19 protein-coding genes and 1 riboswitch are annotated in these 23,850 nt (G+C 72.1%); of the genes, 8 read left to right on the top strand and 11 right to left on the bottom strand.

Annotated elements, in window-relative coordinates; genetic code table 11:
* Positions 1 to 107 precede the first annotated feature (107 nt).
* On the top strand, positions 108 to 1,064 hold the full coding sequence (coaA, locus tag ABD093_RS16825; RefSeq protein ID WP_343925940.1) for a type I pantothenate kinase: 957 nt from the start codon (positions 108 to 110) through the stop codon (positions 1,062 to 1,064).
* 357 nt (positions 1,065 to 1,421) lie between these two features.
* Here the strand turns inward: coaA and glmM are convergent, their stop codons facing one another.
* Entirely contained in the window at positions 1,422 to 2,768 is a 1,347-nt protein-coding gene (gene glmM, locus ABD093_RS16820) for a phosphoglucosamine mutase (protein ID WP_343925938.1), read from the bottom strand.
* Positions 2,769 to 2,909: 141 nt separating this feature from the next.
* On the opposite strand from glmM, the gene ABD093_RS16815 reads away from it, so the two are divergent.
* On the top strand, positions 2,910 to 6,263 hold the full coding sequence (locus ABD093_RS16815) for an SNF2-related protein (protein WP_343925936.1): 3,354 nt from the start codon (positions 2,910 to 2,912) through the stop codon (positions 6,261 to 6,263).
* Here ABD093_RS16815 and ABD093_RS16810 read toward each other — a convergent pair.
* The 4 genes from ABD093_RS16810 to truA form a co-directional block, all read right to left on the bottom strand.
* Positions 6,256 to 7,566 carry a CoA transferase gene (locus ABD093_RS16810; protein WP_343925934.1) on the bottom strand — a complete coding sequence of 437 codons (1,311 nt, stop codon included), beginning with the start codon at positions 7,564 to 7,566 and terminating at the stop codon, positions 6,256 to 6,258. The genes ABD093_RS16815 and ABD093_RS16810 overlap by 8 nt on opposite strands.
* 148 nt (positions 7,567 to 7,714) lie before the next feature.
* Positions 7,715 to 8,227, bottom strand: coding sequence for a 30S ribosomal protein S9 (gene rpsI, locus ABD093_RS16805; RefSeq protein WP_193116837.1), 513 nt, complete (start codon positions 8,225 to 8,227; stop codon positions 7,715 to 7,717).
* A gap of 50 nt (positions 8,228 to 8,277) precedes the next feature.
* Positions 8,278 to 8,721, bottom strand: a complete 444-nt coding sequence (rplM, locus tag ABD093_RS16800) for a 50S ribosomal protein L13 (RefSeq protein ID WP_343925932.1) — start codon at positions 8,719 to 8,721, stop codon at positions 8,278 to 8,280.
* A 349-nt stretch (positions 8,722 to 9,070) separates the two neighbouring features.
* Positions 9,071 to 9,955 carry a tRNA pseudouridine(38-40) synthase TruA gene (truA, locus tag ABD093_RS16795; protein ID WP_343926001.1) on the bottom strand — a complete coding sequence of 295 codons (885 nt, stop codon included), beginning with the start codon at positions 9,953 to 9,955 and terminating at the stop codon, positions 9,071 to 9,073.
* A gap of 298 nt (positions 9,956 to 10,253) precedes the next feature.
* Between truA and ABD093_RS16790 the strand changes: the two genes are divergently transcribed.
* The 3 genes from ABD093_RS16790 to ABD093_RS16780 all read left to right on the top strand — a co-directional run bounded on the left by ABD093_RS16790 (position 10,254) and on the right by ABD093_RS16780 (position 13,443).
* On the top strand, positions 10,254 to 11,093 hold the full coding sequence (locus ABD093_RS16790; protein WP_343925930.1) for a 5'-3' exonuclease: 840 nt from the start codon (positions 10,254 to 10,256) through the stop codon (positions 11,091 to 11,093).
* Positions 11,094 to 11,173: 80 nt separating this feature from the next.
* Positions 11,174 to 12,529 (top strand): phosphoribosylamine--glycine ligase, encoded by a 1,356-nt coding sequence (purD, locus tag ABD093_RS16785; RefSeq protein ID WP_343925928.1) that lies wholly within the window; start codon positions 11,174 to 11,176, stop codon positions 12,527 to 12,529.
* A complete protein-coding gene (locus ABD093_RS16780) occupies positions 12,526 to 13,443 on the top strand; it encodes a phosphoribosylaminoimidazolesuccinocarboxamide synthase (protein ID WP_343925926.1) in 918 nt (305 codons plus the stop codon). Before purD ends, ABD093_RS16780 begins: the two co-directional genes overlap by 4 nt.
* Positions 13,444 to 13,470: 27 nt before the next feature.
* On the opposite strand, the gene ABD093_RS16775 is transcribed toward ABD093_RS16780, so the two are convergent.
* From ABD093_RS16775 to ABD093_RS16760, 4 genes are all read right to left on the bottom strand, one after another.
* The gene (locus tag ABD093_RS16775) at positions 13,471 to 15,996 is read right to left on the bottom strand and encodes an ATP-binding cassette domain-containing protein (protein WP_343925924.1); all 2,526 of its coding nucleotides are present in this window, start codon (positions 15,994 to 15,996) and stop codon (positions 13,471 to 13,473) included.
* Entirely contained in the window at positions 15,986 to 16,621 is a 636-nt protein-coding gene (locus ABD093_RS16770; RefSeq protein WP_343925922.1) for an ECF transporter S component, read from the bottom strand. The genes ABD093_RS16775 and ABD093_RS16770 overlap by 11 nt, the downstream gene beginning before the upstream one ends.
* The gene (locus tag ABD093_RS16765) at positions 16,618 to 17,406 is read right to left on the bottom strand and encodes a YkoF family thiamine/hydroxymethylpyrimidine-binding protein (protein ID WP_343925920.1); all 789 of its coding nucleotides are present in this window, start codon (positions 17,404 to 17,406) and stop codon (positions 16,618 to 16,620) included. Before ABD093_RS16765 ends, ABD093_RS16770 begins: the two co-directional genes overlap by 4 nt.
* 38 nt (positions 17,407 to 17,444) lie before the next feature.
* A riboswitch (TPP riboswitch) is annotated at positions 17,445 to 17,553 on the bottom strand.
* A gap of 139 nt (positions 17,554 to 17,692) precedes the next feature.
* Complete coding sequence (locus ABD093_RS16760) at positions 17,693 to 18,409, bottom strand: MBL fold metallo-hydrolase (RefSeq protein WP_343925918.1); 717 nt, start codon at positions 18,407 to 18,409, stop codon at positions 17,693 to 17,695.
* Positions 18,410 to 18,736: 327 nt separating this feature from the next.
* Between ABD093_RS16760 and purS the strand changes: the two genes are divergently transcribed.
* Entirely contained in the window at positions 18,737 to 19,006 is a 270-nt protein-coding gene (purS, locus tag ABD093_RS16755; protein ID WP_193116828.1) for a phosphoribosylformylglycinamidine synthase subunit PurS, read from the top strand.
* Positions 19,006 to 19,731 carry a phosphoribosylformylglycinamidine synthase subunit PurQ gene (gene purQ / locus ABD093_RS16750; RefSeq protein WP_193116827.1) on the top strand — a complete coding sequence of 242 codons (726 nt, stop codon included), beginning with the start codon at positions 19,006 to 19,008 and terminating at the stop codon, positions 19,729 to 19,731. Before purS ends, purQ begins: the two co-directional genes overlap by 1 nt.
* A gap of 412 nt (positions 19,732 to 20,143) precedes the next feature.
* Here purQ and ABD093_RS16745 read toward each other — a convergent pair whose 3' ends face one another.
* Together ABD093_RS16745 and ABD093_RS16740 are read right to left on the bottom strand one after the other, a co-directional pair.
* Positions 20,144 to 21,436, bottom strand: coding sequence for a class I SAM-dependent methyltransferase (locus tag ABD093_RS16745; protein WP_343925915.1), 1,293 nt, complete (start codon positions 21,434 to 21,436; stop codon positions 20,144 to 20,146).
* A 4-nt stretch (positions 21,437 to 21,440) separates the two neighbouring features.
* A complete protein-coding gene (locus tag ABD093_RS16740; protein WP_343925913.1) occupies positions 21,441 to 22,487 on the bottom strand; it encodes a pirin family protein in 1,047 nt (348 codons plus the stop codon).
* Positions 22,488 to 22,581: 94 nt separating this feature from the next.
* Between ABD093_RS16740 and ABD093_RS16735 the strand changes: the two genes are divergently transcribed.
* Positions 22,582 to 23,688 (top strand): serine hydrolase domain-containing protein, encoded by a 1,107-nt coding sequence (locus tag ABD093_RS16735; protein ID WP_343925911.1) that lies wholly within the window; start codon positions 22,582 to 22,584, stop codon positions 23,686 to 23,688.
* Positions 23,689 to 23,850 lie beyond the last annotated feature (162 nt).

The following is a 23,850-nucleotide window of genomic DNA, read 5'->3' as shown; positions in this document are numbered from 1 at the left end:
CGAGAACTGCCTCCGAGTGCTCCGACCGGCGCCTCGGGAGGTCGCGCCGGTCTCATCTGACAGCTCGGTGGCGAGTTTCGGCTCGCAGTGCTGGAACAATCAGCGCTATGAAGGCCGCTTCAGCGTCGAGCACCGTCACCCCGTTCGAGGAGATCCCGCGGGATGACTGGGCCCGACTGTCCCAACAGACCCCGCTCCCGCTCTCCGAGGACGACGTCGTGCGCCTGCGCGGTCTCGGCGACCGGATCGACCTGCAGGAGGTCGACGCGGTGTACCGGCCGATCTCCCGCCTGCTCAACCTCCAGGTCGCGGCGGCGCAGAGCCTGCGGCGCGACCGTGAGGGCTTCCTCGCCCAGCCCCAGCAGCGCACCCCGTACATCATCGGGGTGGCCGGGTCCGTCGCGGTCGGCAAGTCGACGACCGCCCGCCTGCTGCGCGAGCTGATGGCACGCTGGCCCGAGACGCCGCGCGTCCAGCTCGTGACGACCGACGGGTTCCTGCTCCCGAATGCCGAGCTCGAGAACCGCGGGATCATGCACCGCAAGGGCTTCCCCGAGAGCTACGACCGCCGCAAGCTGCTGCGCTTCGTCTCCGACGTGAAGTCAGGGCAGGACAGGGTCGAGGCACCGGTCTACTCGCACCTGACCTACGACATCCTGAAGGACGAGAAGGTGGTCGTCGAGCAGCCCGACGTGCTCATCCTCGAGGGGCTCAACGTGCTGCAGCCGGCGCGCCCCCGCCGCGACGGGCGACTGGGCATGGCGGTCTCGGACTTCTTCGACTTCTCGATCTACGTGGACGCCCGTGCCGAGGACGTGCAGCGCTGGTACGTGGATCGGTTCCTGCAGCTGCGCCGCACCGCCTTCTCGGATCCGCGGTCCTACTTCCGCCGTTACGCGGACCTCACCGACGAGGAGGCCGTGCAGACCGCGCAGCGGATCTGGCGCACCATCAACGGCCCCAACCTCACCGAGAACGTGCTTCCCAACCGCGGCCGCGCCGATATCGTGCTGCGCAAGGACAGCCAGCACCGCGTGCACTCCGTGCTGCTGCGCAAGGTCTGAGTTGCTGCGCACGGTCTGACGCTCCCCTCGCCACGGGTCAAACGCACCGATTCCCCCGAAACGTGCCGCTGAGGACACGTTTCGAGGGAATCGCGAACAGCCGCAGCGGTCGCGAGCGCCAGACACTCGGGGGGCAGTCGCGAGCGCCAGACACCCCGGGGGCAGCCACGAGCGCCAGACCCCCCGGGGCGGTCACGAGCGCCAGACACCCGGGGGCAGCCACGAGCGCCAGATTCCCCGGAAACGTGCCGCTGACGAGACGTTTCCGAGGAATCGGGAGCGAGGCACCACGACAAGACACGGACTCCCCGGAAACGTGCCGCCGAGGACACGTATCCGGGGAATCCGAGGGAGGGGTCAGAGCCCCACGCGGTCGCGGACGACGGTGGCCAGGCGCTCGGCGATCGTGGACGCCGTCTCGTCGGACGGAGCCTCGACCATGACGCGCACGACGGGCTCGGTGCCGGAGGGGCGCAGCAGCACGCGGCCGGTCTCCCCCAGCTCCTGCTCGGCGGCGTCGATCGCGTCGGCGACCCCGCGGTCGATGGTGGCCTTGGCCTTGTCGACGTTCTTCACATTGATCAGGGCCTGCGGGAGGCGGGTCATGACGTCGGCGAGCTCGCGGGAGGTGCGGCCGGTCTCGGCCATCCGCTGCAGCAGGTGCAGGGCGGTCAGTTCGCCGTCGCCGGTGGTGGCGTGCTCGGCGATGATGACGTGGCCGGACTGCTCGCCGCCGATGGAGAACCCGCCGAGGTTCATCTCCTCGAGCACGTAGCGGTCCCCGACCCCGGTCTGGCCGAGGTGGATGCCGTGCTCGCGCATGGCCAGCTTGAGGCCGAGGTTGCTCATGACGGTGACCACGAGGGTGTCCTCGTGGAGGCGGCCGCGCTCCTTGAGGTCGAGCGCGAGGATCCCCATGATCTGGTCGCCGTCGATGATGTCGCCGTTCGCGTCGACCGCGAGGCAGCGGTCCGCGTCGCCGTCGAACGCCACGCCGATGTCGGCGCCGTGGGCGCGCACGGCGTCCTGGAGCGGGCCGAGGTGCGTGGAGCCGACGCCGTCGTTGATGAGGCCGCCGTCGCTGCGGTCGCCGATCACGTGCACGGTCGCGCCGGCGCGGCTCAGGGCCAGCGGACCGGTGACGCTCGCGGCGCCGTTGGCGCAGTCGGCGACGACGGTGAGGCCCTCGAGGGAACGGTCCAGGGTGCCCACGAGGTGCTGGACGTAGGCCTCGATCGCGCCCTCGTACGGGGTGATCGTGCCGACGTCGGTTCCCTGCGGGCGCTCCCACTCCTCGCCGAGGCGCGCCTCGATGGCGTCCTCGACCTCGTCGGGCAGCTTGGTGCCGCCGCGCGCGAAGAACTTGATGCCGTTGTCCGGGTGGGGGTTGTGGGAGGCGGAGATCATCACGCCGAGGTCCGCCCCGGTGGACTGCACGAGGAACGCGAGACCGGGGGTGGGCAGCAGGCCTGCGTCCTCCACGTCGACCCCGGCGGAGGCCAGCCCGGCGCACACGGCGGCGGAGAGGAAGTCGCCGGAGGGACGCGGGTCGCGGGCGACGATGGCGCGCGGGCGGGAGCCGTTGAAGGCGCCCAGGGTGCCCAGCACGTGGGCCGCGCCCACGGAGAGCTCGACCGCGAGCTCCGCGGTGATGTCGCCGTTCGCGCGTCCGCGCACTCCATCGGTTCCGAACAGTCGTGCCACAGGGTTCTCCTCACGAGACGGGTTGCATCGTCCTGGCAGGGACGCGAAAGGTGCGATCCGGGCCGGACATTCGCTGTGAGACTACCCGCTGAGGGGGCGTCGACCCGTCACCGGTGGGCTGTCGACGATACTTTGGTAGCTATGCCTGATCCTGTCCTGCTCCCCCGTCTGCTGCCGTCGGCCATCAGCCACCACGTCGGTGACCGGTCCGCCGGTCGCGGGCTGCACCGCGCGCGGGCCGGCCGCGTCGAGGGCCTCGCCTGGGATCCCGACACCTCGATGGTCTCGGCGACGGTCACGGACGACGCGGGCACGGTGCAGCGATCGCAGGCGCTGCTGGACGAGTACGCCGAGGACTCCGTCTCACGGCGATTCCTGCCGTCGGCCCCCGGAGGGCTCTGGCGACCGCGGGGATCGCAGTGCAGCTGCCCCGCCGACGGCAGCTGCGAGCACGTCGCCGCGATGCTCTACCGGCTCAACGACCTCGGCGACCGCGCCGAGAAGTCCGCTCCCCCGGCGGAATGGCGCAGCGTGCTGCGGCCCCTGCTGACCTCAGGGAGCTCGGGCGGCACGAGCTCTGCGGACGGCTCCGCCCCGACGGGTTCTGCCGGTGCTGCGGGCACGGCTCCGCGACCGCTGGCGATCCGCTTCGATCTCGAGGCCGGCGCCCCGGGCACGGCGGCATCCCGCCAGAGCCGCGAGCCCGCCACGGCGGCGGACCTCGAATCCGGGGCCGACCTGTGGCTGGGGCTGCGCCCGCTCACCCGTGGCCGCAAGGGCACCTGGATCAAGGGCGAGCTCTCCTGGCGCAACTTCGAGGGGCGGCTGCTGGGACGCGAGTACGACGCCGTGCAGGCCGAGGCGCTCACCCGGGTCTTCGCCTCGGCCTCCACCGAGCGCTCCTACTCCAGCGGTGCGATCGACCACCTGTGGGTGAACACGATCACCTCGCCGCTGCTGTGGCAGTCCCTGGTGCACGCACGCGACGCCGGCATCGAGTTCCTCCCTGGCTCCGGGCTGACCTCGATCACCCTGCTCGGCAGCGCCGATGCGGGCCTGGATCTGCAGGTGGCCGACGAGTCCCAGGACCTCGAGGTGCGCCCCCGCATCGACCTCGAGGGCGAGCGCGCCCCCGGGGCCCGGCTGCTGGGCGCGGCCGGGGTGCTCGACGTCGAACCGCACGGCGCCGACGCCCTCGCCGCGCGCATCGCCCCGCTCGGGAACCCCGTGCCGCGGGCGCTGCGCACCCTCCTCCAGCGCCGCCGCCCGTTGCGCGTCCCCGCCGCGGACCGCGAGGCGTTCCTCGAGATCGCCTACCCTCAGCTGCGCTCCCGCACCACCGTGACCAGCCTCGACGGGAGCGTTCCACTGCCGGCGGCTCGTCGCCCCACCCTGCGGCTCACGGCCTCCTATGCCTCCGGTGACCGCCTCACCCTGCGCTGGTCGTGGCACTACCACGATCCCGACCGGATCCTGCCGATCGATCAGCGCCAGGGCGCGCACCGCGACGTCGCCCACGAGGAGGAGGTGATCGCGGCCGCCATGACGCTGTGGCCGACGGCCGGCTCCGAGTCCCCTGATCTGCTCAGCGGCCCCGACACCGCGCTCTTCTCCGAGCACGTGCTCGACCAGCTGGACGAGATGGACCATGTCGAGACCGAGGTGGTCGGCACCCGCCACGAGTACCGCGAGCTCGACGGCGCCCCGAAGGTGCGGGTCACCCAGCAGGCCTCCCCGGGGAAGCACGACTGGTTCGATCTCGGCTTCGAGGTCACCATCGAGGGCCGCACGATCCCCTTCCCCTCGCTGTTCATCGCCCTCGCCCGCGGCCGCAGCACGCTGCTGATGCCGGACAAGACGTACTTCTCCCTCGAGCATCCCGCCTTCGACAGCCTGCGCGAGCTGATCCGTGAGGGCGAGGCGCTCGCGGAATGGGAGCCCGAGCGCCAGAGCATCAGCCGCTTCCAGGTCGAGATGTGGAACGACCTCGAGGAGATGGCCGACGAGGTCGACGAGAGCGCCGACTGGGATCGCACCGTCGGCCGCCTGGCAGAGCTGCCGCGTGCTGCCGCGCCCGCCCTCCCGGCCGGGCTGGACGCAGACCTGCGCCCCTATCAGCACGACGGCTTCGCCTGGCTGGCCGCGCTGTTCTCGCTCCGGCTCGGCGGCGTGCTCGCCGACGACATGGGCCTGGGCAAGACGATCCAGACCCTCGCGCTGATCGCCCATGCCCGCGCAGCCGACCCGGACGCGCCGCCGTTCCTGGTGGTCGCACCGTCCTCGGTGCTGCCTGTGTGGCGGCGCGAGGCGGAGCGCTTCACGCCCTCCCTGGACGTGCGGATGCTGGACCGCACCAGCGCGAAGCGCTCGACCGATCTCGCCTCCCAGCTCGCCGGGGCGGACGTGGTGGTCACGAGCTATGCCGTGCTGAGGATCGACGAGGAGCTCTTCGCCGCGCAGACCTTCCAGGGCTTCGTGCTCGACGAGGCGCAGTTCGTGAAGAACCGCCGCTCCCGCACCCACCGGGCCGCCAAGGGCGTCCGCGCCGATTTCCGTCTGGCGATCACGGGCACCCCGATGGAGAACTCCCTGGACGATCTGTGGTCGATCTTCGACCTGGTGGCCCCCGGGCTGCTGGGCGGCGCGAACGGATTCCGGCAGCGGTACACGATGCCGATCGAGACCGGGGAGCACCCGGAACGCATGGAGCTGCTGCGCCGGCGCGTGCGGCCCTTCCTGCTGCGGCGCACCAAGGAGCTCGTCGCCACCGAGCTGCCGCCGAAGCACGAAGAGGTGCTCACGGTGACGCTCGGCCAGGAGCATCGTGCCGTCTACGACTCCGTGCTCCAGCGTGAGCGCAAGAAGGTCCTCGGTCTCATCGAGACGGATCTGGACCGGCAGCGGTTCGTCGTGTTCCGCTCCCTGACCCTGCTGCGGATGATGGCGATCGATCCGTCGCTGGTGGATGCGGAGGCCTACGCCGACGTGCCCAGCTCGAAGCTCGAGGCCCTGTTCGACCGGCTCGAGGAGGTGGTCGGGGACGGCCACCGCGTGCTGCTGTTCAGCCAGTTCACCTCCTACCTGGATCGGGTCGCCGCAGAGCTCTCCGCACGCGGCGTCGGCTATGCGCATCTGGATGGTTCGACCAGGGACCGCGACGGTGCCGTGTCCGGGTTCCGCGATGGCGACGCCCCCGTCTTCCTCATCTCCCTGAAGGCGGGCGGCTTCGGCCTGACCCTGACCGAGGCCGACTATGTGTTCCTGCTGGACCCGTGGTGGAACCCCGCCGCCGAGGCGCAGGCCGTGGACCGCGCGCACCGGATCGGCCAGGACCGCCAGGTCATGGTGTACCGGATGGTCGCCGAGGACACGATCGAGGAGAAGGTGCTGGCGCTGCAGCAGCGCAAGGCCGAGCTTTTCGACGCCTTCACCGACGGCGGGGAGGCCTTCCGCTCCGCCGTCACGGCCGACGACATCCGCGAGCTGCTCAGCTGACCCCGTCCTTCCAGGCGAGCGGCGAGGCGGCGTAGACGCCGACGGGCAGGTCGAGGGTGGATCCGTCGATCCGCAGCGGCGGCGGCACGGCGTCCAGGCGCAGGGCGCCCGATGTCGTGGCCACGAGCGGGACGGCCAGCTCCGCCGCCCGCTCAGCAGGAGGCTCCGGAGCCTCGAGCAGCGTTCGGGCGGCGCCGAGCAGGCTGAGATGGAACGTCGCGGCCCGGGACCGCGCCAGGGCGGTCAGCACCTGCGCCGCCAGGAGGTGGCCGGTGGCGTGATCGAGAGCCTGGACCGGCAGAGCTCCGGGCCGCCCGTCCGCGCCGCAGGCGTCGGCGATCCCGGTGGCGGCCTGCACGATGGAGTCGAAGCCGGGCCTGTTCCCCCAGGGCCCAATCTCACCCCAGGCCGAGAGGGAGACGAGGACGGCGGTGGGGGCGAGCTCCTCGAGGTCCTCGGTGCCCAGACCGTGCGCTGCCAGCGCTCCGGGTCGGTAGCCGTCGAGGACCACATCGGCCCCGGCGGCGAGGGCCCTCACCTGCTCGGCGCTCTCGCGCAGGTCCACCTCGGCGGAGCGTTTGCCCATCCCGGTGGACAGGTGCTGGTCCAGGATCTCGGGACGCTGCGGCGGATCGATCCGCAGCACGTCGGCCCCGAGGGCGGCGAGCAGCTGGGACCCCGTCGGCCCGGCGATCACGCGGGTCAGGTCGAGCACCCGCACGCCGCGCAGCAGGCCCGGCGAGGCCGGTCCACGGCCTGCGGCGGGCACCCCGCCTGCCGCGCTCACGCCGCCGCTCCTCCCGAGATCAGGCCGCTCACCACGGTCCGCGACGTCCGCCCAGGGGGCGTCCGACATCGCCCGGGACTGCGGGTGCCGCTGCCACTCCTCGCGGGTGCGCACGGCCACCGCGATGCCACCGGCGGCAGCGATCTGCTCCTCGATCTCGGCGGCGTCGCGTCGGGCGCACTCGCGCTCCAGGCCCGCACGGTCCTCGATCCCGAGCACGGAGCGGATCACGGCGGCGTGGTGGGGATAGTTGCCGTGCAGACGCACCCAGCCGTCCCGCGCGGCGACGACGCCGGACAGCTCCGCCCAGGCGGCAGGCGCCCGGCCGTCGACCCGGAGGTGATCGACTGCGGCGAAGGAGGCGGCGACGAGCTCGGGCGTGGTATCGATCGCGAGGTCGAGACCACGAGCGACGGCGAGCTCCCCGGCGGCGTCACGGGCCGCGGTGACAGCGGACCAGGCCAGGCGCTCGACATCGAACGGCCCCTCCCACCAGCGACGCGGCATCGGCTCCATGGCGGAAGCCTATCGGGAGCTCATCCCTCGTCGGCCGCCGTGAGGACGAGCGGGCGCACGCCCGCCGAACACGACGATGCCCCCGACCCGGAGGTCGAGGGCATCGTGCATCACGCAGGAAGGGTGCGGAGCAGTGCTCCGCGACCGATCAGCGCTTGGAGTACTGCGGAGCCTTGCGGGCCTTCTTCAGACCGGCCTTCTTGCGCTCGATGATGCGCGGGTCGCGCTTCAGGAAGCCAGCCTTCTTGAGGGTGGCGCGGTTGGCCTCCTCATCGATCTGGTTCAGCGCGCGGGACACACCGAGGCGCACGGCGCCGGCCTGTCCGGACGGGCCGCCGCCGTGGAGGCGGACCCAGACGTCGAAGCGTCCCTGGAGATCGAGGACCGTGAACGGGTCGTTGATCTCCTGCTGGTGCAGCTTGTTCGGGAAGTAGTCATCGATGGCGCGGCCATTGATGATCCACTGGCCGGAGCCGGGGACCAGGCGCACGCGGGCGATGGCCTGCTTGCGACGGCCGGTGCCGTAGCCCGGCTCGATCGCCGACTGGCCGCCGCCGACGGCGGACTCGCCGGTCGACTCGGTGGTGAAGCTCGAGGGAGCGGACTCGTCGGTCACGGTCTCGAGGTTCTCGGTGGTATCGGGGGTGGTGGTCTCAGTCACGGTTCTCCTTGGTTCGTCCGTGCGGCAGGGCGGAGTGGCGGGGCACCCGCTTACTGCGCCACCTGATCAATGGTGAAGGGGACGGGCTGCTGAGCGGTGTGGGGGTGCTCGGCGCCCGAGTAGATCTTCAGCTTCTTGATCTGCTGATCAGCAAGCTTGTTCTTGGGGAGCATGCCTCGGATGGCCTTCTCCACGGCGCGCTCGGGGTTCTTCTCGAGCAGCTCGGAGTAAGGGACGCTCCGGAGGCCGCCGGGGTAACCGGAGTGGCGGTACGCCAGCTTGGCGTCCCGCTTGTTGCCGGTCAGGGCGACCTTGTCAGCGTTGATGATGATTACGAAGTCGCCTGCATCCATGTGGGGTGCGAAGACCGGCTTGTGCTTTCCGCGGAGGAGCTGTGCAGCCTGGGAAGCGAGCCGGCCGAGGACGACATCGTTTGCGTCAATGACGTACCAGGAACGCTCGACATCGCCGGGCTTCGGGGTGAACGTACGCACTCGTGCCTTCTTCTCTCGTCATGGTGCCCGGGCGGCAGATCGCCGACCAGGCACGGTTCGATGGACCGTGGGCACGCTTCCTTCGGGTAAAAGCATGGCCCTGTTGCTGCACCCGGACCGCTCCGCTGACTATGCGACGGCGGTCCTGGATGTGTGTGAGATGCCCTGACGCGCCGGACGTGAGAGAACGGCTGCGGGTTGGGCACACATCGAGGCACAACGACCGCTAACAATAGTTCCCGCACGGAGCCAGCGTCAACGCGGGGAGGGCCAGCAGGGTGTGATCTCCGGCTCCCGTCCGTCGCTCGCCAGGCACTCATCCGACGCCGGTGGCGGGCCCGCTGTGCACTCAGACCCGTCGGGCCCGTGCGATCGCGGCGCGCGCGGCGAGCTCCTCGTCGGGCGGATAGGCCACGTGGTCGAGCGTGAGGCCCTGGGGCGGGCAGATCGGTGCGGACCCGGTGCCGTCGCGGGTCGCCGCGTCCCGGGTGCGGGCCGCCAGGACGCCGGCGGGCCAGTCGATGTCGCGCCGCCCCTCACCCACGCCGATCATGGCGCCCACCAGGGAGCGCACCATGTGATGGCAGAAGGCATCCGCGATGACCGTCGCGACGATCAGGCCTTCGTCGGCGCGCCCTTCCCCCGGGCGCTCCCAGCTCAGCTCCCGCAGCGTCCGGATGGTCGTCGCCCCCTCGCGCGGGCGGCAGAAGGAGAGGAAGTCGTGCTCGCCCAGCAGGGTGCGGCTGGCGCGGTTCATCGCGTCGACGTCCAGGGGGCGGCGGTGGCGCAGCACGTCCCGGCGCAGCGGGTCATGCGTGGCCGGGCCGTCGGAGAGCCGATACCGGTACCGCCGCCACAGGGCCCCGAAGCGGGCATCGAAGTCGAGCGGGACCTCGCGGGCGGCGTGCACGACGATGTCGCGGGGCAGCACCCCCGCGAGCCGGGTCACGAGCGCCTCCTCGGGCCGACGGTCCGAGCGCCCCGGCAGGGTGGCGAGGATCGAGCGCGGCACGTCGAGGTGGCAGACCTGACCGCGGGCGTGGACGCCAGAGTCTGTCCGGCCGGCGACGGTCACGCGCAGCGGCACGCGGGCGATCTGTGCCAGGGCCCTCTCGAGCTCGCCCTCCACGGTGGGATGCCCCGGCTGTGCGGCCCAGCCGTGATACCCGGTGCCGTCATAGGAGAGGTCCAGACGCAGTCTCGCGGTCGTCGCCGGATCGGCGCGCCGTCGCATCACCAGGTCATCGGCCCCCGCCGGAACGGTCCAGTCCACCGGGGTCGCGGTATTCACCGGGGTCGCGGACGCGGCAGGGTCCGGGGGAACAGCAGGCATGGCCCTGATCGTAGCGGTGGGCACCCGAAGTCAGTGTCGGCGGTCGACTGACGTCCGTGGCGCTAGGCGCGGCACTGCGCCCGAGCTAGGCTGGTCTCACATTTTCTGGCCCAGGCGGTTCGCTGCCGACGGTGCCGGACCCCGGCGTCAGCACGTCTGACGCGCCCGGGTAGGACGACTATCCCTACCGGAGCGCGCCATGACCCCACAGACCATCGCCTACGTCGACGGAGCCCAGATGCTCTACCGGGCCGAGTTCGGGTTCCCGACCCGGATACGCACCCGCCGTGGACAGGACATCACCGGCACCTTCGGCTTTCTCGCCCTGATGAGACAGGCCCTGCACCGCTCACCTGTCGCACCCACCGATGCGCTCGTGATCTTCGATGCGGACGCCCGGTCTCCACGCACGCAGCTCGACGCCCGGTACCGCGCTGAGCGCCGAGCCGAGCCCCCGGACAGCCCGAGCAACCCGTTCCGTCACCTGCCTGCCATCCTGCGCGCCCTCAACCATTGGGGGATCACCCACGTCACCCATGACGCTTCTGAGGCCGACGATGTGATCGCGACCCTCGTGGATCGCGATCGCGTCGCGGGCCGCCGATCCATCGTGATCAGCAGGGATAAGGACTTCCATCAACTTCTGCAGGGCGCCGTCCACCAATGGGACTCTGCGCAGGGCCTGCGCCGCGGATGGATCACGGAGAACACCGTGGTCGAGCGATACGGGATCCACCCTTCACGCTGGTGCGACTATGTCGCTCTCGTCGGCGATCGCGCGGACAGCATGCCCGGGGTCCGCGGGGTGGGCCCGGTTACCGCGCGACGGCTTCTGGACGAGGGCCGTTCGCTCGACGACATCAGCCAGGAGCTCTCCCCCGCCGACCACCTCGATGCGCTCCGCCAACGCGGTCTCCATCGCCTGGATCGACAGGTTCCCCTGCCCGCAACAGCACCGTCTCCACTTCCGGTCGACGGGTTGCTCCGGGCTGCAGCCGTGCTGGAGGCCTTGTCGCTCTGGGACGCCCCGTACCCCTGAGGAACCGTGTTCCGATGACCCGGAATGCCGGAGTGCGGGCACTTCTCCGGCGACGGTGGCCCGCTCGGTACCCTGACCGCGTGAAGATCCTCGTCATCGGTTCCGGAGGCCGCGAGCACGCGATCATTCGTCGTCTCGCCGCCGACCGCCCCGCCCCTGAGCTCCATGCTGCTCCCGGCAATCCCGGGATCGCGCAGCTCGCCACCTGCCACGACATCTCCGTCGATGACCTCGACGGCCAGGTGCGGCTCTCCCAGGAACTGGCCCCCGATCTCGTCGTGGTCGGCCCCGAGGCCCCGCTGGTCGCGGGCAGCGCGGACCGGCTGCGGGAGGCGGGCTTCGCGGTGTTCGGCCCGTCGGCCGCCGCCGCGGTCCTCGAGGGCTCGAAGTCGTGGGCGAAGGAGATCATGGCGGCGGCCGGCGTGCCGACCGCCGCCTCCGTGACCGTGACCGCGCCCGACCAGCTCGACGCGGGACTGGACCGCGTGAACCCGCTCGGCGATGTGCCGTTCGTGGTCAAGGCCGACGGCCTCGCCGCCGGCAAGGGCGTCGTGGTCACCTCCGATCGCGCGGCCGCCGTCGAGCACGGCGAGGCGGTCCTGGACGCCGGCGGTTCCGTGGTGCTCGAGGAGTACCTCGACGGCCCCGAGGTGTCGCTGTTCTGCGTGAGCGACGGGACCCGCGTGGTCCCGCTCGCCCCGGCTCAGGACTTCAAGCGGGCCCTGGACGACGACGAGGGCCCCAACACCGGCGGCATGGGTGCCTACTCACCGCTGCCCTGGGCTCCCGAGGGACTGGTCGACGAGGTCATCAGCACAGTCGCCCAGCCCACGATCGACGAGCTCGCCGCACGCGGCATCCCCTTCATCGGAGTGCTGTACTGCGGCCTGGCGATCACCTCGCGCGGCATGCGAGTGGTCGAGTTCAACGCCCGCTTCGGCGACCCCGAGACGCAGGTCGTGCTCGAGCGCCTGGCCTCCCCCTTCGCCCCGCTGCTGCTCGCCGCCGCCCAGGGCGACCTGAGCACCGCGCCAGCGCCGCAGTGGCACGACGCCGCCGCCGTGACCGTGGTGGTCGCCTGCTCCGGATATCCCGCAGCGGCCCGCACCGGCGATGTCATCGCCGGGATCGAGGCCGCCGAGATGCTCGGCACGCACGTGATCCATGCCGGCACGGTCCGCCGCACCGAGGACGGCGCGCTGCTCAGCAGCGGCGGCCGGGTGCTGTCCGTCGTCGCCTCCGGCGCGGACCTCGAGGAGGCTCGTGTCCTCGCCCTCGCGGGCGCCGAGGCGATCGCCCTCGACGGGTGCCAGCACCGCCACGACATCGCCCGCACCGCCGCTCGGGACGCCCGGGACGCGCTGAGCGCGTCGAGCGCGCAGCACAGCCCCGACGCGCACCCGGCACCCACCCCTGACGACGGAGCCTCCGCATGAGCACCACCACCGCCACTCCCCTGATCGAGGCCCCCGATCTCCCGGGCTGGGACCACGTCGTCTCCGGGAAGGTCCGCGAGCTGTATGTCCCCGCCGGCACCGACCCGTCGGCCGCTGCCGAGGTGCTCGTGGTCGCGACCGATCGCATCAGCGCCTATGACCACTCCCTCCAGCCCGGCATCCCGGACAAGGGCCGGGTGCTCACGGCGATCAGCACGTTCTGGTTCGAGCAGCTGGCGGACATCGTCCCGAACCATGTGATCTCCGCGAGCGACGTGCCGCAGGCCGTCGCCGGGCGGGCGCTGCGCTGCCAGGGCCTGGACATGGTGCCGCTGGAGTGCATCGCCCGCGGCTATCTCACCGGATCGGGTCTGGCCGACTACCGCGCCGGCGGCTCCGTCGGCGGCCACGTGCTGCCCGGCGGTCTGGTGGAGGCCTCGCGCCTGGACCCCGCCATCTTCACGCCGTCCACGAAGGCCGAGGCCGGCGAGCACGACGAGAACATCACCGTCGCCCAGGCCCGCGACCTGTTGGGGTCCGAGCTCACGGATGATCTGGAGGAGCTCACGCTCGCCGCCTACGAGAAGGCGCGGACGATCGCCGCCGAGCGCGGCATCCTGCTCGCCGACACCAAGTTCGAGTTCGGCCACTCGCGCACCGACGGCACCCTGATGCTGGGCGACGAGGTGCTCACCCCCGATTCGAGCCGCTTCTGGTCCGCGGACACCTACGTCGAGGGCCGCACCCAGCCCAGCCTGGACAAGCAGTTCGTACGGGACTGGCTGACCTCCCGCGCCTCGGGCTGGCACAAGGGCTCGAACACTCCCCCGCCCGAGCTGCCCGCCGAGGTCATCGACCAGACCCGGGCACGCTACGTCCAGGCCTACGAGCGGCTCACCGGCCGGTCCTTCTGACCCGCTGAGCAGCCCGAACCCTCGGGATCAGCTGAGCACCACCACGGTTCCGATCGCTGTCGCCACGGCGACCGCGAGCAGCAGGTCCGCCCGATCGCACGGGACCGGGCGCCAGATCGTGCGCGGCCCCTCGCCGAGCCCCCGGGACTCGAGGGCGAAGGCGAGACGTTCCGCGCTGCGGATCGCGTCGACCAGCAGGGAGAAGGCGCACCGCACGAGCTGCCGGGGGCGGAGCCTGCCCACCGTGCCGTCCGTCCGCACCGGCAGGCGCGCCCGATGGGCACGCGTGATCGTCGCCCAGCGCGAGGGCAGATCATCCAGAAGCCTCCGGCCGGCCAGCAGGGCATAGGCGTACCGGGCCGGCAGGCGGGCATGCTGCTGCAGGCTCACCATCGTGCGGCGCGGATCGGTGGCGCGGGCCACGGCGAGCGCCCCGAGCCCGATCACCAGGGCACGCAGGGCGAGCGCCGTTCCCAGCACGAGCCCCTCCTGCGTGACCCGTACCGGCAGCTCGGGCCACGGTTCGCGACCGGGCCGGCTGAGCACGTTGACCGTGAACACCCCCACGGCGAACACCATGAAGGGCACCTGCCCCCGCAGCAGCGCGAGCGGCCGCATCCGACAGCCGGCGAGCGTCGCCGCCATGAGCAGCACGTACAGCGCGACCAGCGGCACCGGGTCGGTCAGCGCGATGCACACGATGCTCAGCGCCGTGAGCAGGCCGAGCAGCACGGTCGGGTTGCGTCGGGACAGCCAGCCGTGCGGCACGAGAGGCGGGTCGGCCGTGCCCGCTCCTCCCCTGTCCTCGCCGGCGCGCTCTCCCCGGTCGTCGCGCTCGGGCCTGCCCGTCTCCGCCGAGGGGGACGCGACGAGCCCGGCCCGACGCAGCAGGTCCGCGTCGGCCAGCAGCTGCGCCGGTGGCATCGGACCGTGCACGCGACCATCGGCGAGCACCGCCACGGCGTGCGCCTGCTCGACGGCCCGCAGATCATGGGTGGTCATGACTACGGCGCGCCCGTTCGCCGCGCTCTCCCGCAGGAGCTCGTGCACGGAGTCCTGGGCCGCCTGATCCAGCCCGAACCCGGGTTCGTCGGCCAGGAGCACGGGGCGGCCGGTGAGCAGCATCGCGCCGAGGGAGAGTCGCCGCTGCTGCCCGCCCGAGAGCCGGTAGGGGCTCGCCTCCGCCCGGTCATCCAGCGCGAGCTGCTCCAGCATCTCGCCCACCGCGGCCTCCTCCGCGCCGGACGCCCGGAGCTCTCCGACCACGGTGGAGCTGATGAACTGGGCCTCGGGACGTTGGAAGACCAGTCCGGCTGCGGCGCCGGAGATGGCGCCTGCATGGGGCTGGTCCAGTCGCGCGAGGGCGGTCAACAGGGTGGACTTGCCGGAACCGTTGCGGCCGACGACCGCCAGCACCTGACCGGATCGCACCTCGAGGTCGACGCCCTCGAGCAGTCGCCGGCCCTCGTAGCCGAGCGCGACCCCGTCCGCGGTCAGCAGCGGTCTGCCCGGGTCGGCCGCACGGCCCGGCGCCACCGTCTCCTCAGGGGTCTGCTCCTGCTCAGAGGCCCGGGATCCTCGCGGCGCAGCAGGCGGAATGCCGGCCGGGGTCGCTGCCTCGGCTGGCTCGTCGAACGATTCCTCGGGCGGCCTCTCGAGCATTCTGTTGAGCGATCGCTCGAGGTCGCGAGGAAGCCAGCATCCTTCCGCGCGCAGCGTCGCCCCGTGCCGGAGGAGCACCTCGTGCGTCGGCCCGTCGGCGAGGACCCGCCCGGAGCGATCCAGCGCGATCGTGCGCGGAGGGAGGGCGGCGAGGCCGTCTGCGCCCGCCCACTCGTCGAGACGGTGCTCGACGAGGATCGCCGCGGTCTCTCCGTCCTGCAGGGCCGCCTGGACGCTCCCACGCACCGCGGCGATGCCGCCCGCATCGAGCATCGCGGTGGGTTCATCGAGCAGGAGGAGCCGGGGCTCTGCGGCGAGCACCGCGGCGAGTGCGGCGCGCTGCAGCTGCCCGCCCGAGAGGGTCGAGGCCTTCCGGGATGCGAGGCCTTCGGCGCCGGCGGCAGTCAGCGCCGCGTGCACCCGACCCCCGATCTGTGGGGCCGGGACCTGACGGTTCTCCAGCGGCAGGGCCACGTCGTCGGCCACATCAGGCAGGCAGACCCCGCTGGCCGGGTCCTGCCCGAGATAGCCGACCGTGCGCGAGGCCGCGACCACACCGTCGGCCACCGGGTCGATCCCGCCCACGCGGATGCTCCCGGTGACGCGGCCGTGCTGGTGCGAGGGGATCGCGCCGGCGAGGGTGCGTAGCAGCGTCGACTTCCCGGCCCCGCTCGGGCCGATCAGCAGCACGTGGTCCCCGGCCGCGAGGGTGCCGCTCCACGGTCCGACCCCGTCCCCCGAGGGCAGCACCACCTCGAGGTCCTCTGCCTCGAGGAGTGAGGCAGAGGGGGTCGCGGTGGTGGAGTTCGAGGTGGCGAAGTTCGCGGTGGAGCGGTTCGAGGTGGAGGCGACCGCGCCCCTCGACTCGCCGTGCGTGGTCTCAGCGGACACGTCGCTCCACGACGTCCTGCGCCTCGTGCGGTGCGGCGCCGATCGCGAAGTCGTCGAGCACTCCCGTGCGCCGCAGCGCACCGACGATGGTCTTCGCGAGCAGCCCGCCGAGAACGATCCCCGAGAGCACCTGCACGCCCAGGCGCAGCTCGAGCAGATCCTGCCCGTACCAGCCCATCCGATATGCGGTCCAGAAGAACACGAGCGCGGCGCCGAAGGCGCCCGAGGCGGCGAACACGCCCCAGCCGAAGCGACGGTACCGGGTCAGGGCGAAGGGCAGCTCGCTGCCGATCCCCTGCAGCAGCGCCGAGAGCACCAGCAGCGGGCCGACGGGGCTGCCCAGGAACACCACCTCGACGACCGCCGCGATCAGCTCGGCGAGGATGCCGCTGCCGGGCCGTCGGAGGATCGCCACGGCGATCGGGCCGACGAGCAGCCAGGACCCGAACAGGACGTGCTGGGCGAGGTCGCCCGCGGGGCCCATGGCGATCGCAAGGCCGTTCCATGCCTGGACGAAGACCCAGTACAGGAAGCCGAACACGACGCCGAGCACGACGACCAGCACGATCTCCCGCAGGGTGAAGCGGGACCGCCTGCGGGTCGGGCCCGCCTGCACCGCGGTCATCGGGTCACCTCGTCCAGGGTGCGCGTGGCGTGCGAGGGGCTGTTCAGCGAGATCGTGAGGTGGCTGGTCACGTGCTGGACGCTGCGTCCCACCAGCAGCCATCCGGCGATCGCGGTGGCCAGGACATCGCCGACGTCGCCCTCGAGGCGGGTCACGAAGTGCTCGGATCCGCGGAAGGTGCCCAGCTCGCGGGCGTGGTCGATCGCGGCGTAGATGTCCCGCATGTGGTCCGGGAGCGTCCCGTCGGCGAGAACCTGGTCGGCCAGTGGGTACAGCGCCCATTCCGCCGAGGCGTAGCGGCCCGTACGGCGGGGCTCGGGGACCTCCACGCCGCGGGGCCCGGCACCGCCGGGCAGCTCGCAGGCCACCTCTCCCGGGCATCCCCGGGACAGCAGCACGGAGATCGTGGCGTGGTGCTCGGTGCGGGCGAGATCCTCGGCGAGGTCGATGAGATAGCGCTGCAGGTGCGCCTCGTGGCCGCCGACGTAGGTGGAGACGTCCCCGGTCTCGCGCACGAGGCCGGTGTCGTCGAGGCGGGAGAGGATGCCGCGCAGGAGCGACGCGTAGTCGTCGGCCATCACGGCGGCGCTCACCCGGGCGCCGACGCCGAAGCCGAGCGGGGTCGCGGTGGGGTCGGCGGCGTGTTCCGTGGGATTCGCGGCGTTCTCCGTGGGATCCGCGGCGTTCTCTGCGGGATCCGTCGCGTTCTCTGCGGGAGCGGAAGCGGGCCCCGAGGCGGCAGGAGGAACGCTCCCGGGAACAGGGGGTGGGAAGGAGACGATCATGGTCCGTGCCTTTCACGAAGGGCACGGGCACACGGCGGATCTCGCCCGGCGGAGCTCCCTGCGCCGGCATGATCCGGGTCAGGTTCTACGGTCGGAGTTGGAGAACTCCCTCTCAGCCCGGCCTACCGGACTCCCGTGCACGGGGCCACTGTAGACGGCACCGTGGGCTCGCCGACCATCACGTCCACGGCGCCCGGCGCCCGCATGGTCGTGGACGCGGGCGCGGGCGTAAGTCGTGGGTGCTGTCGCGGTCGAGGTCCAGAGCTCAGTGCTCAGAGCTCAGAGCTCAGAGCTCGACGATGCCGTCCTCCGGCCAGTCGCGCACCTCGGTGCTCTCGGGCGAGAGCGCACCCGACTGGCGCAGGAAGATCGGTCGACCCGCGGCGCTGGCCACCGCGTCGTGGACCGGCAGGGCCACGCGCGGGCGCACCGCACGCAGGAAATCGATGGTCTCGGACATCTTGGACCACGGCGCCACCACGGCGAAGGCCAGGGCGTCGATCCCATGGAACTCCTGCAGTGGCTCCAGGGAGTCCCCCGTGATCCCGAGCTGCGGCCCGCCTCCGGCGGAGAGCACGAGGCCCACGTTGCCCACGCGCGGGATATCGGGATGGATGATCGCGTGCTGACCGCCCGCCGCCGCGATCCGCAGCGCCTCGTGCCCGTCCAGCGCCGGGAACTCATGGGCCTCGCCCGCGCTGAGCGGCAGCAGGCGCTCGGTCGAGATCGCGGCGCCGTCCTCGCTGCTCTCGGCGAGCTGCGCGGCGGTCTCCGGCTCGGCGATCACGACCGCCTGCGCACTCGCGCCCAGGACGTGGTCCAGCAGGCCGCGATCGAGATGATCCGGATGCTGATGCGTGATGGCGACGGCGTCGACGCCCGCGAGCACCTCGTCATCCAGCGTTCGCACGGCGTCGGCGCTGAAAGTCCCAGGGTCCACGAGGACCCGCCGCCCGGCCATCTCGACGAGCAGGCAGGAGTGGACGAGGTGACGGATCTTCATAGCTGCCTCCAGGGTCTGCGGAATCGGATGCCCCCACCGTACGACCACGGGACCACCACGCCAATGCCCTGCGGAGACGGCTCGGCTCCCTTGCCGATCCAGCTCGATTCCCCTGTACAGCCGGCACGACTTCCCTGCCGATCCCTCTCGGTACTCCGGCGGATCCGGATCACGTGGGCACTCCCCCGCCGAATGCCCCCGGCTCGGTACGATGGGGGCGTCGGCACCGATCCGTCGGTGAGCCCGGGAGCTTCTCCCGCCCCGCCCTGCAGAATCATCCCGTCCGGCCCGCCCCGAGCGCGGCCGTCGTCCTCCAGGAGAACGCCCATGCCCCGCGTCGTGGTCCATGTCATGCCGAAGCCGGAGATCCTCGACCCCCAGGGCAAGGCCGTCGCCGCGGCCCTGCCCCGCCTGGGCTTCGAGGGCATCAGCTCCGTGCGCCAGGGCAAGCGGTTCGAGCTCGAGGTCGAGGGCGAGGTCACCGACGAGGTGCTCGCCTCCCTCCGCGAAGCCGCCACCACCTTGCTGTCCAACCCCGTGATCGAGGACGTCATCGCCCTCGAGGTCGAGGATCCCGCCACGGAGGGCCAGGCCTGATGCGCGTCGGTGTGGTGACGTTCCCGGGCACGCTGGATGACCGCGATGCCCTGCGTGCCGTGCGGATCGCCGGCGCCGAGCCGGTCGCGCTATGGCACGGCGACGACGAGCTCGCCGATGTCCAGGCGGTCGTGCTGCCTGGAGGCTTCTCCTACGGCGACTACCTGCGCGCCGGGGCGATCAGCCGCTTCGCGCCCGTGATGGAGAAGGTCGTCGACGCCGCCAACGGCGGTATGCCGGTGCTCGGCATCTGCAACGGCTTCCAGGTGCTCTGCGAGACCCACCTGCTGCCCGGCGCGATGATCAAGAACGCGCACCGCTCGTTCATCTGCCGCGACCAGCCGCTGCGGGTCGAGAACACGCGCACCGCCTGGACCTCCGACTACCAGCAGGACCAGGTCATCCGGGTTCCGCTGAAGAACCAGGACGGGCAGTACGTGTCCGACGAGCGCACGCTCTCCCAGCTCGAGGACGAGGGCCGCGTGGTGTTCCGCTACGCCGCCGGCGCCACCCACGGTCCGGCCGGCTTCGAGTCCAACCCCAACGGCTCGCGCAACGACATCGCCGGCGTCACCAACGCCGCGGGCAACGTCGTGGGCCTCATGCCGCACCCCGAGCACGCGGTCGAGGCCGGCTTCGGGCCCGACGAGCCCGGCGCGGGGACCCGTACCGGCACTGACGGCCTGGGCGTGTTCACCTCGGTGCTGCGCAGCCTCGTCGCCTGAGACGCGGCGCCTCCCCCGGCATCTCGCCTGTGCCTCCGCACAGTGCAGTGGTGCCTCCACGCCGTGGAGTGGCGCCCCCACACAGTGCAGTGGCGCCTCCGCACAGTCGAGTAATGCGCCCTGAGGACCGATCCCGGCACGAACATCGGTCCTCAGGGCGCAGAACTCGGGAGCACGGCGTGCGCCCCGCGCTGACGTCCGACCGGCACTACTCGGCCCGCACTGACCGTCCTGCCCTGCTCGTCCAGCGCTACTCGGCCCGCACTGACCGTCCTGCCCTGCTCGTCCAGCGCTGCTCGGCCCGCGCTGACCCTCCGGCACCGCCCGACCCGCCCTGCTCGTCCAGCGCTGCTCAACTCGCACTGCTCGACCGGCCCGGAGTCCAGCCGACGGGGTCGGACGCAAGGCGGCGTCAGACGCGCTCGGCGGAGAGCACCGTGAAGCGACGGTCGCGGGCCCGCTGACGCACCGGACCGACGCGACGCTCCACCTCGGTGCGGTACCGCAGGTGGGAGTTGTGCACGAACCACAGCTGCCCGCCGGGTCGCAGCACCCGCGAGGCGGCGTCGAGCAGCCCGTCCACGAGCGTCGCATCGATCGCGGTGCCGTCGTGGAAGGGCGGGTTCAGCAGCACCAGGTCCAGGCTGCGATCTGCCACCTGGGAGAAGGCGTCGTCCCAGACCAGTTCGATGTCCTCCCGCTCGAGATCGTTCGCGGCGAGAGTGGCCCGGGTCGAGGCGACCGCGTCGGCGTCCTCGTCGCTTCCCAGCACCGAGGCCTCGGGCAGCGCGGCCGCGAGGTAGGAGGTCATCAGGCCGTTCCCGCAGCCGAGATCTGCCGCAGAGCGCACCGGCGACTCCTCTGTGGCGAGCTCCCCGGCGGCCACGGCCTGGTCCAGGGAGGACAGCAGCAGGAGGCTGCCGGCGTCGGCCCCGGACCCGCCGAACACGGTGCCGACGCCGCGCAGCGACAGGGACCGCTGCTGGCCCCGCACCACGATCCGCGTGGTGCTCTCGGTGGGCGTCGGCCCGGCGGTCTGCTCCCGCAGGCCGGTGCCGATCAGCGCGCGGGACTTCCCGATGCCGCGGCTGGCCCGGACCTCGGTGAAGAGCTTCGCGAGCACGTCGTTCTGGGAACGCGTCATATGCTTGACCCGGCCACCGGCGATGAGCTCGAGGCCGCCGTCCCCGCGCCCGCGGACGGCCTCGGCCAGCCGGCGGGCACGGTCCTCCAGGGCGTGCAGAGACTTGGGCAGGCGCATCAGCACCATCTGGTGCCCCTCGACCCTCGCCGCGGCCGCGCCGAGCTCGACGGGCTGGGGTCCGACGGGGAGCAGCAGGCGGCCAGCCGCGAGCGGCGTCGCGAAGCGCTCCGCCAGGGTCGCTGCCAGCACCGTCGATGAGGTCCAGCTGAGCACCTTCGCGTCCTCGTGCTCGGCCACGGCGGCGAGCGCGAAGTCGGTCAGCGCGCCGGTCGCATCGTCCACCACGATGACGTCGCAGGGGCAGCCGATGCCGGCCTCCTCGGCCGCGGCCATGATCACTCGATCGGTCTGGTCCGCGCCCTGAGGCGTCTGCGCCGCAGTCGGTGCCGTCGGGTTCTGGGGTGACGCGGTGGATTCCGTCGCGGTGGAATCCGTCGCGGTGGCGGGCGTCGCGGTGGAGGCCGTCGCGGCGCTGTCGTCGGCTGCGGGGGTGTGGGGCACGGGATCAGTCCTTCGAGAGGCCGGCGCGACCGCGGGGGCGCAGCCGACCGTTGGGGAGCATGGGGGCGGGCAGAGCCGCAGGAGTGTGGGGAGCGAAGGGGCCGAACTGCTCGGCGTCCGCCGTCAGGCCGGCGCGCTCCCGGGCCACCGAGGCGATCGGGGCCTGGTCGAGCGTACCCTCCGCCTCGATCTCCGCCTGGTAGCGGGCACGGAACTGCGCGATCTCCTCATGGGTGCGACCCACGAAGTTCCACCACATGAGGATGTCCTCCCTCAGCGGTTCGCCGCCCAGGAGGATCACCCGCAGGTCCTCGTCCCCGGTGGCCCGGAGCTCGAGATGGTCGGCGCCGTCGGGCAGCACGGCGAGCTCGGCGCGGGCGGCCGCGGACTCCTGACCGCCGACGGCCAGATGCGCCGTGCCCCGATCCACCAGCATCCCGTGCTCGTGGCCCGGATCCAGGTCGATGCGCAGCCGATGCCCGGCCCGCAGCTCGATCTGTGCCATGGACAGGGCGGTGTCGGTGACCAGGGGGCTGGTGTCCTCGAGCACGGCCCCGTCCTCGTCGGCCGCCCGAAAGGCCCCCATCCCCACTCGCACGCGCACGGTCGACGTGGCCTGTTCGACCGGGGTGTGCACCGCGAACTCCTGCTTGCGGAACCGGGCCCGGTCCGGCAGGGCGTACCAGAGCTGCACGCCGTGCAGGAGCGTGGTGTCGAGGGTGGAGAACTCCGAATGGGTGATGCCGTAGCCGGCCACCATGAGGTCCACGTCGCCTGGTCGCACCAGGGCGTGGCTGCCGATCGAGTCGCGATGCGTGATCGCGCCCTCGAACAGCCAGGAGACCGTGGCGAGACCGGTGTGGGGATGCCGGGCGACCTGCATGCCACCGCCCGTGGAGACGTCGTCGGGCCCGAAATGGTCCACGAAGCACCAGGCCCCGATGAGAGAGGTCTGCCGCGCCGGCAGAGTGCGGAGCACGGTCATCCCGCGCGGTCCGCCGAGCGGCACGGCTCGCGGGCTGAGCAGGAGGACGTTCTCGAGGGCGCTCATGGCCCGAGTGTAGGGCCGTGCCAGCCGCACCAGCCGTGCCAGCTGTGCCAGCCGCGCCGGCCTGGCCCGGGGAGCTCCGGCGTACCCTGGCCGCATGTCGATGCCGACCTCCGGACCCGCACACCTGCTCGAGAGCTTCGTCGCGGACGGAACCGTCCCCGGTGGAGTGATCGCCCACGGGCACGACCCCGAGCCCCACGCCGCGGGGACGATGTCGATCGGTGGCTCTCCGATGCCGGCCGACGCGATCTTCCGCATCCAGTCGATGACCAAGCTGATCACCACGGTCGCCGCGCTGCGCCTCGTCGAGCAGGGCGAGCTCGCGCTCGACTCCCAGGTGGCGACCTGGCTGCCGGAGCTCGCCGAACCCGTGGTCCTCTCCCGGCCCGATGCGGAGCTCACCGACACTGTGCCCGCCGATCGGCCCATCACCCTGCGTCACCTGCTGACCAACACCTCCGGCTACGGCATGATCCTCGACGGCTCACCGCTGCAGCGCGCCATGGCCGACAGCGCCACCGAGGCCGGGCCCCTGCCGCCGGCGCTGGGGGCCGACGACTGGCTCGCGGCGCTCGCCTCCCTGCCCCTGGTCGGGCAGCCCGGGGAGGTCTGGCGCTATCACCACTCCTTCGGTTTGCTCGGCATCCTGCTGTCGCGGATCAGCGGCACCAGCGCCGGGGAGCATCTCGCGGCCACTCTGTTCGCCCCGCTCGGGATGCGCGACACGGGATACTTCGTGCCGCGGGAGACGGCGCACCGGCTCCCGGCGGCCTACGGGGTCGAGGGCGATGAGCTCGTGGAGCGGGAGCCCGCGGCCGGCGGCTTCCACGTCGGCCCGCCGCCTGACGACATGAGCCACAGCGAGCTGCTCTCGACGGCGCCGGACTACCTGCGGTTCCTGCGGGCGCTGCGCGACGGCGAGCTGATCGATGCGGAGCATCTGGCGATGCTGAGCCGGGACCAGGTGCCCGACGGCGCGAAGGACCCGAGCTCGTTCTTCCCGGGGTTCTGGGAGCACACCGGTTGGGGCTTCGGCGTCTGCGTGGTGGCCGACGGCCCGCACCGCGGCCGCTTCGGCTGGTCCGGCGGCGCGGGCACCGACTTCTTCGTCGACCCCGACGGCACGGTGGGCATCGTGCTCACCCAGGTGGAGATGGGCGGGCGGATCGCTCCCCTGCTCGAGGCCTACGGCGAGCTCTGAGCTCCGGGCGGCCACTCCCCCGAGACGCCGAGACGCCGAGACGCCGAGATCCGTCGCCCGCCCTCGGGGCGTCGCGAAAGGTGCCACTCCGATGGCACCTTTCACGACGCGGCACGACGATCTATCCGAGGGCCGACCCCGGAACGTCGGCCCGACAGTTCG

This window comes from Brachybacterium tyrofermentans, assembly GCF_039526165.1.
GTDB lineage: Bacteria > Actinomycetota > Actinomycetes > Actinomycetales > Dermabacteraceae > Brachybacterium > Brachybacterium tyrofermentans.
Note: the sequence above shows the minus strand (reverse complement) of the source record. Positions and strands in the feature narration are given on the sequence as shown.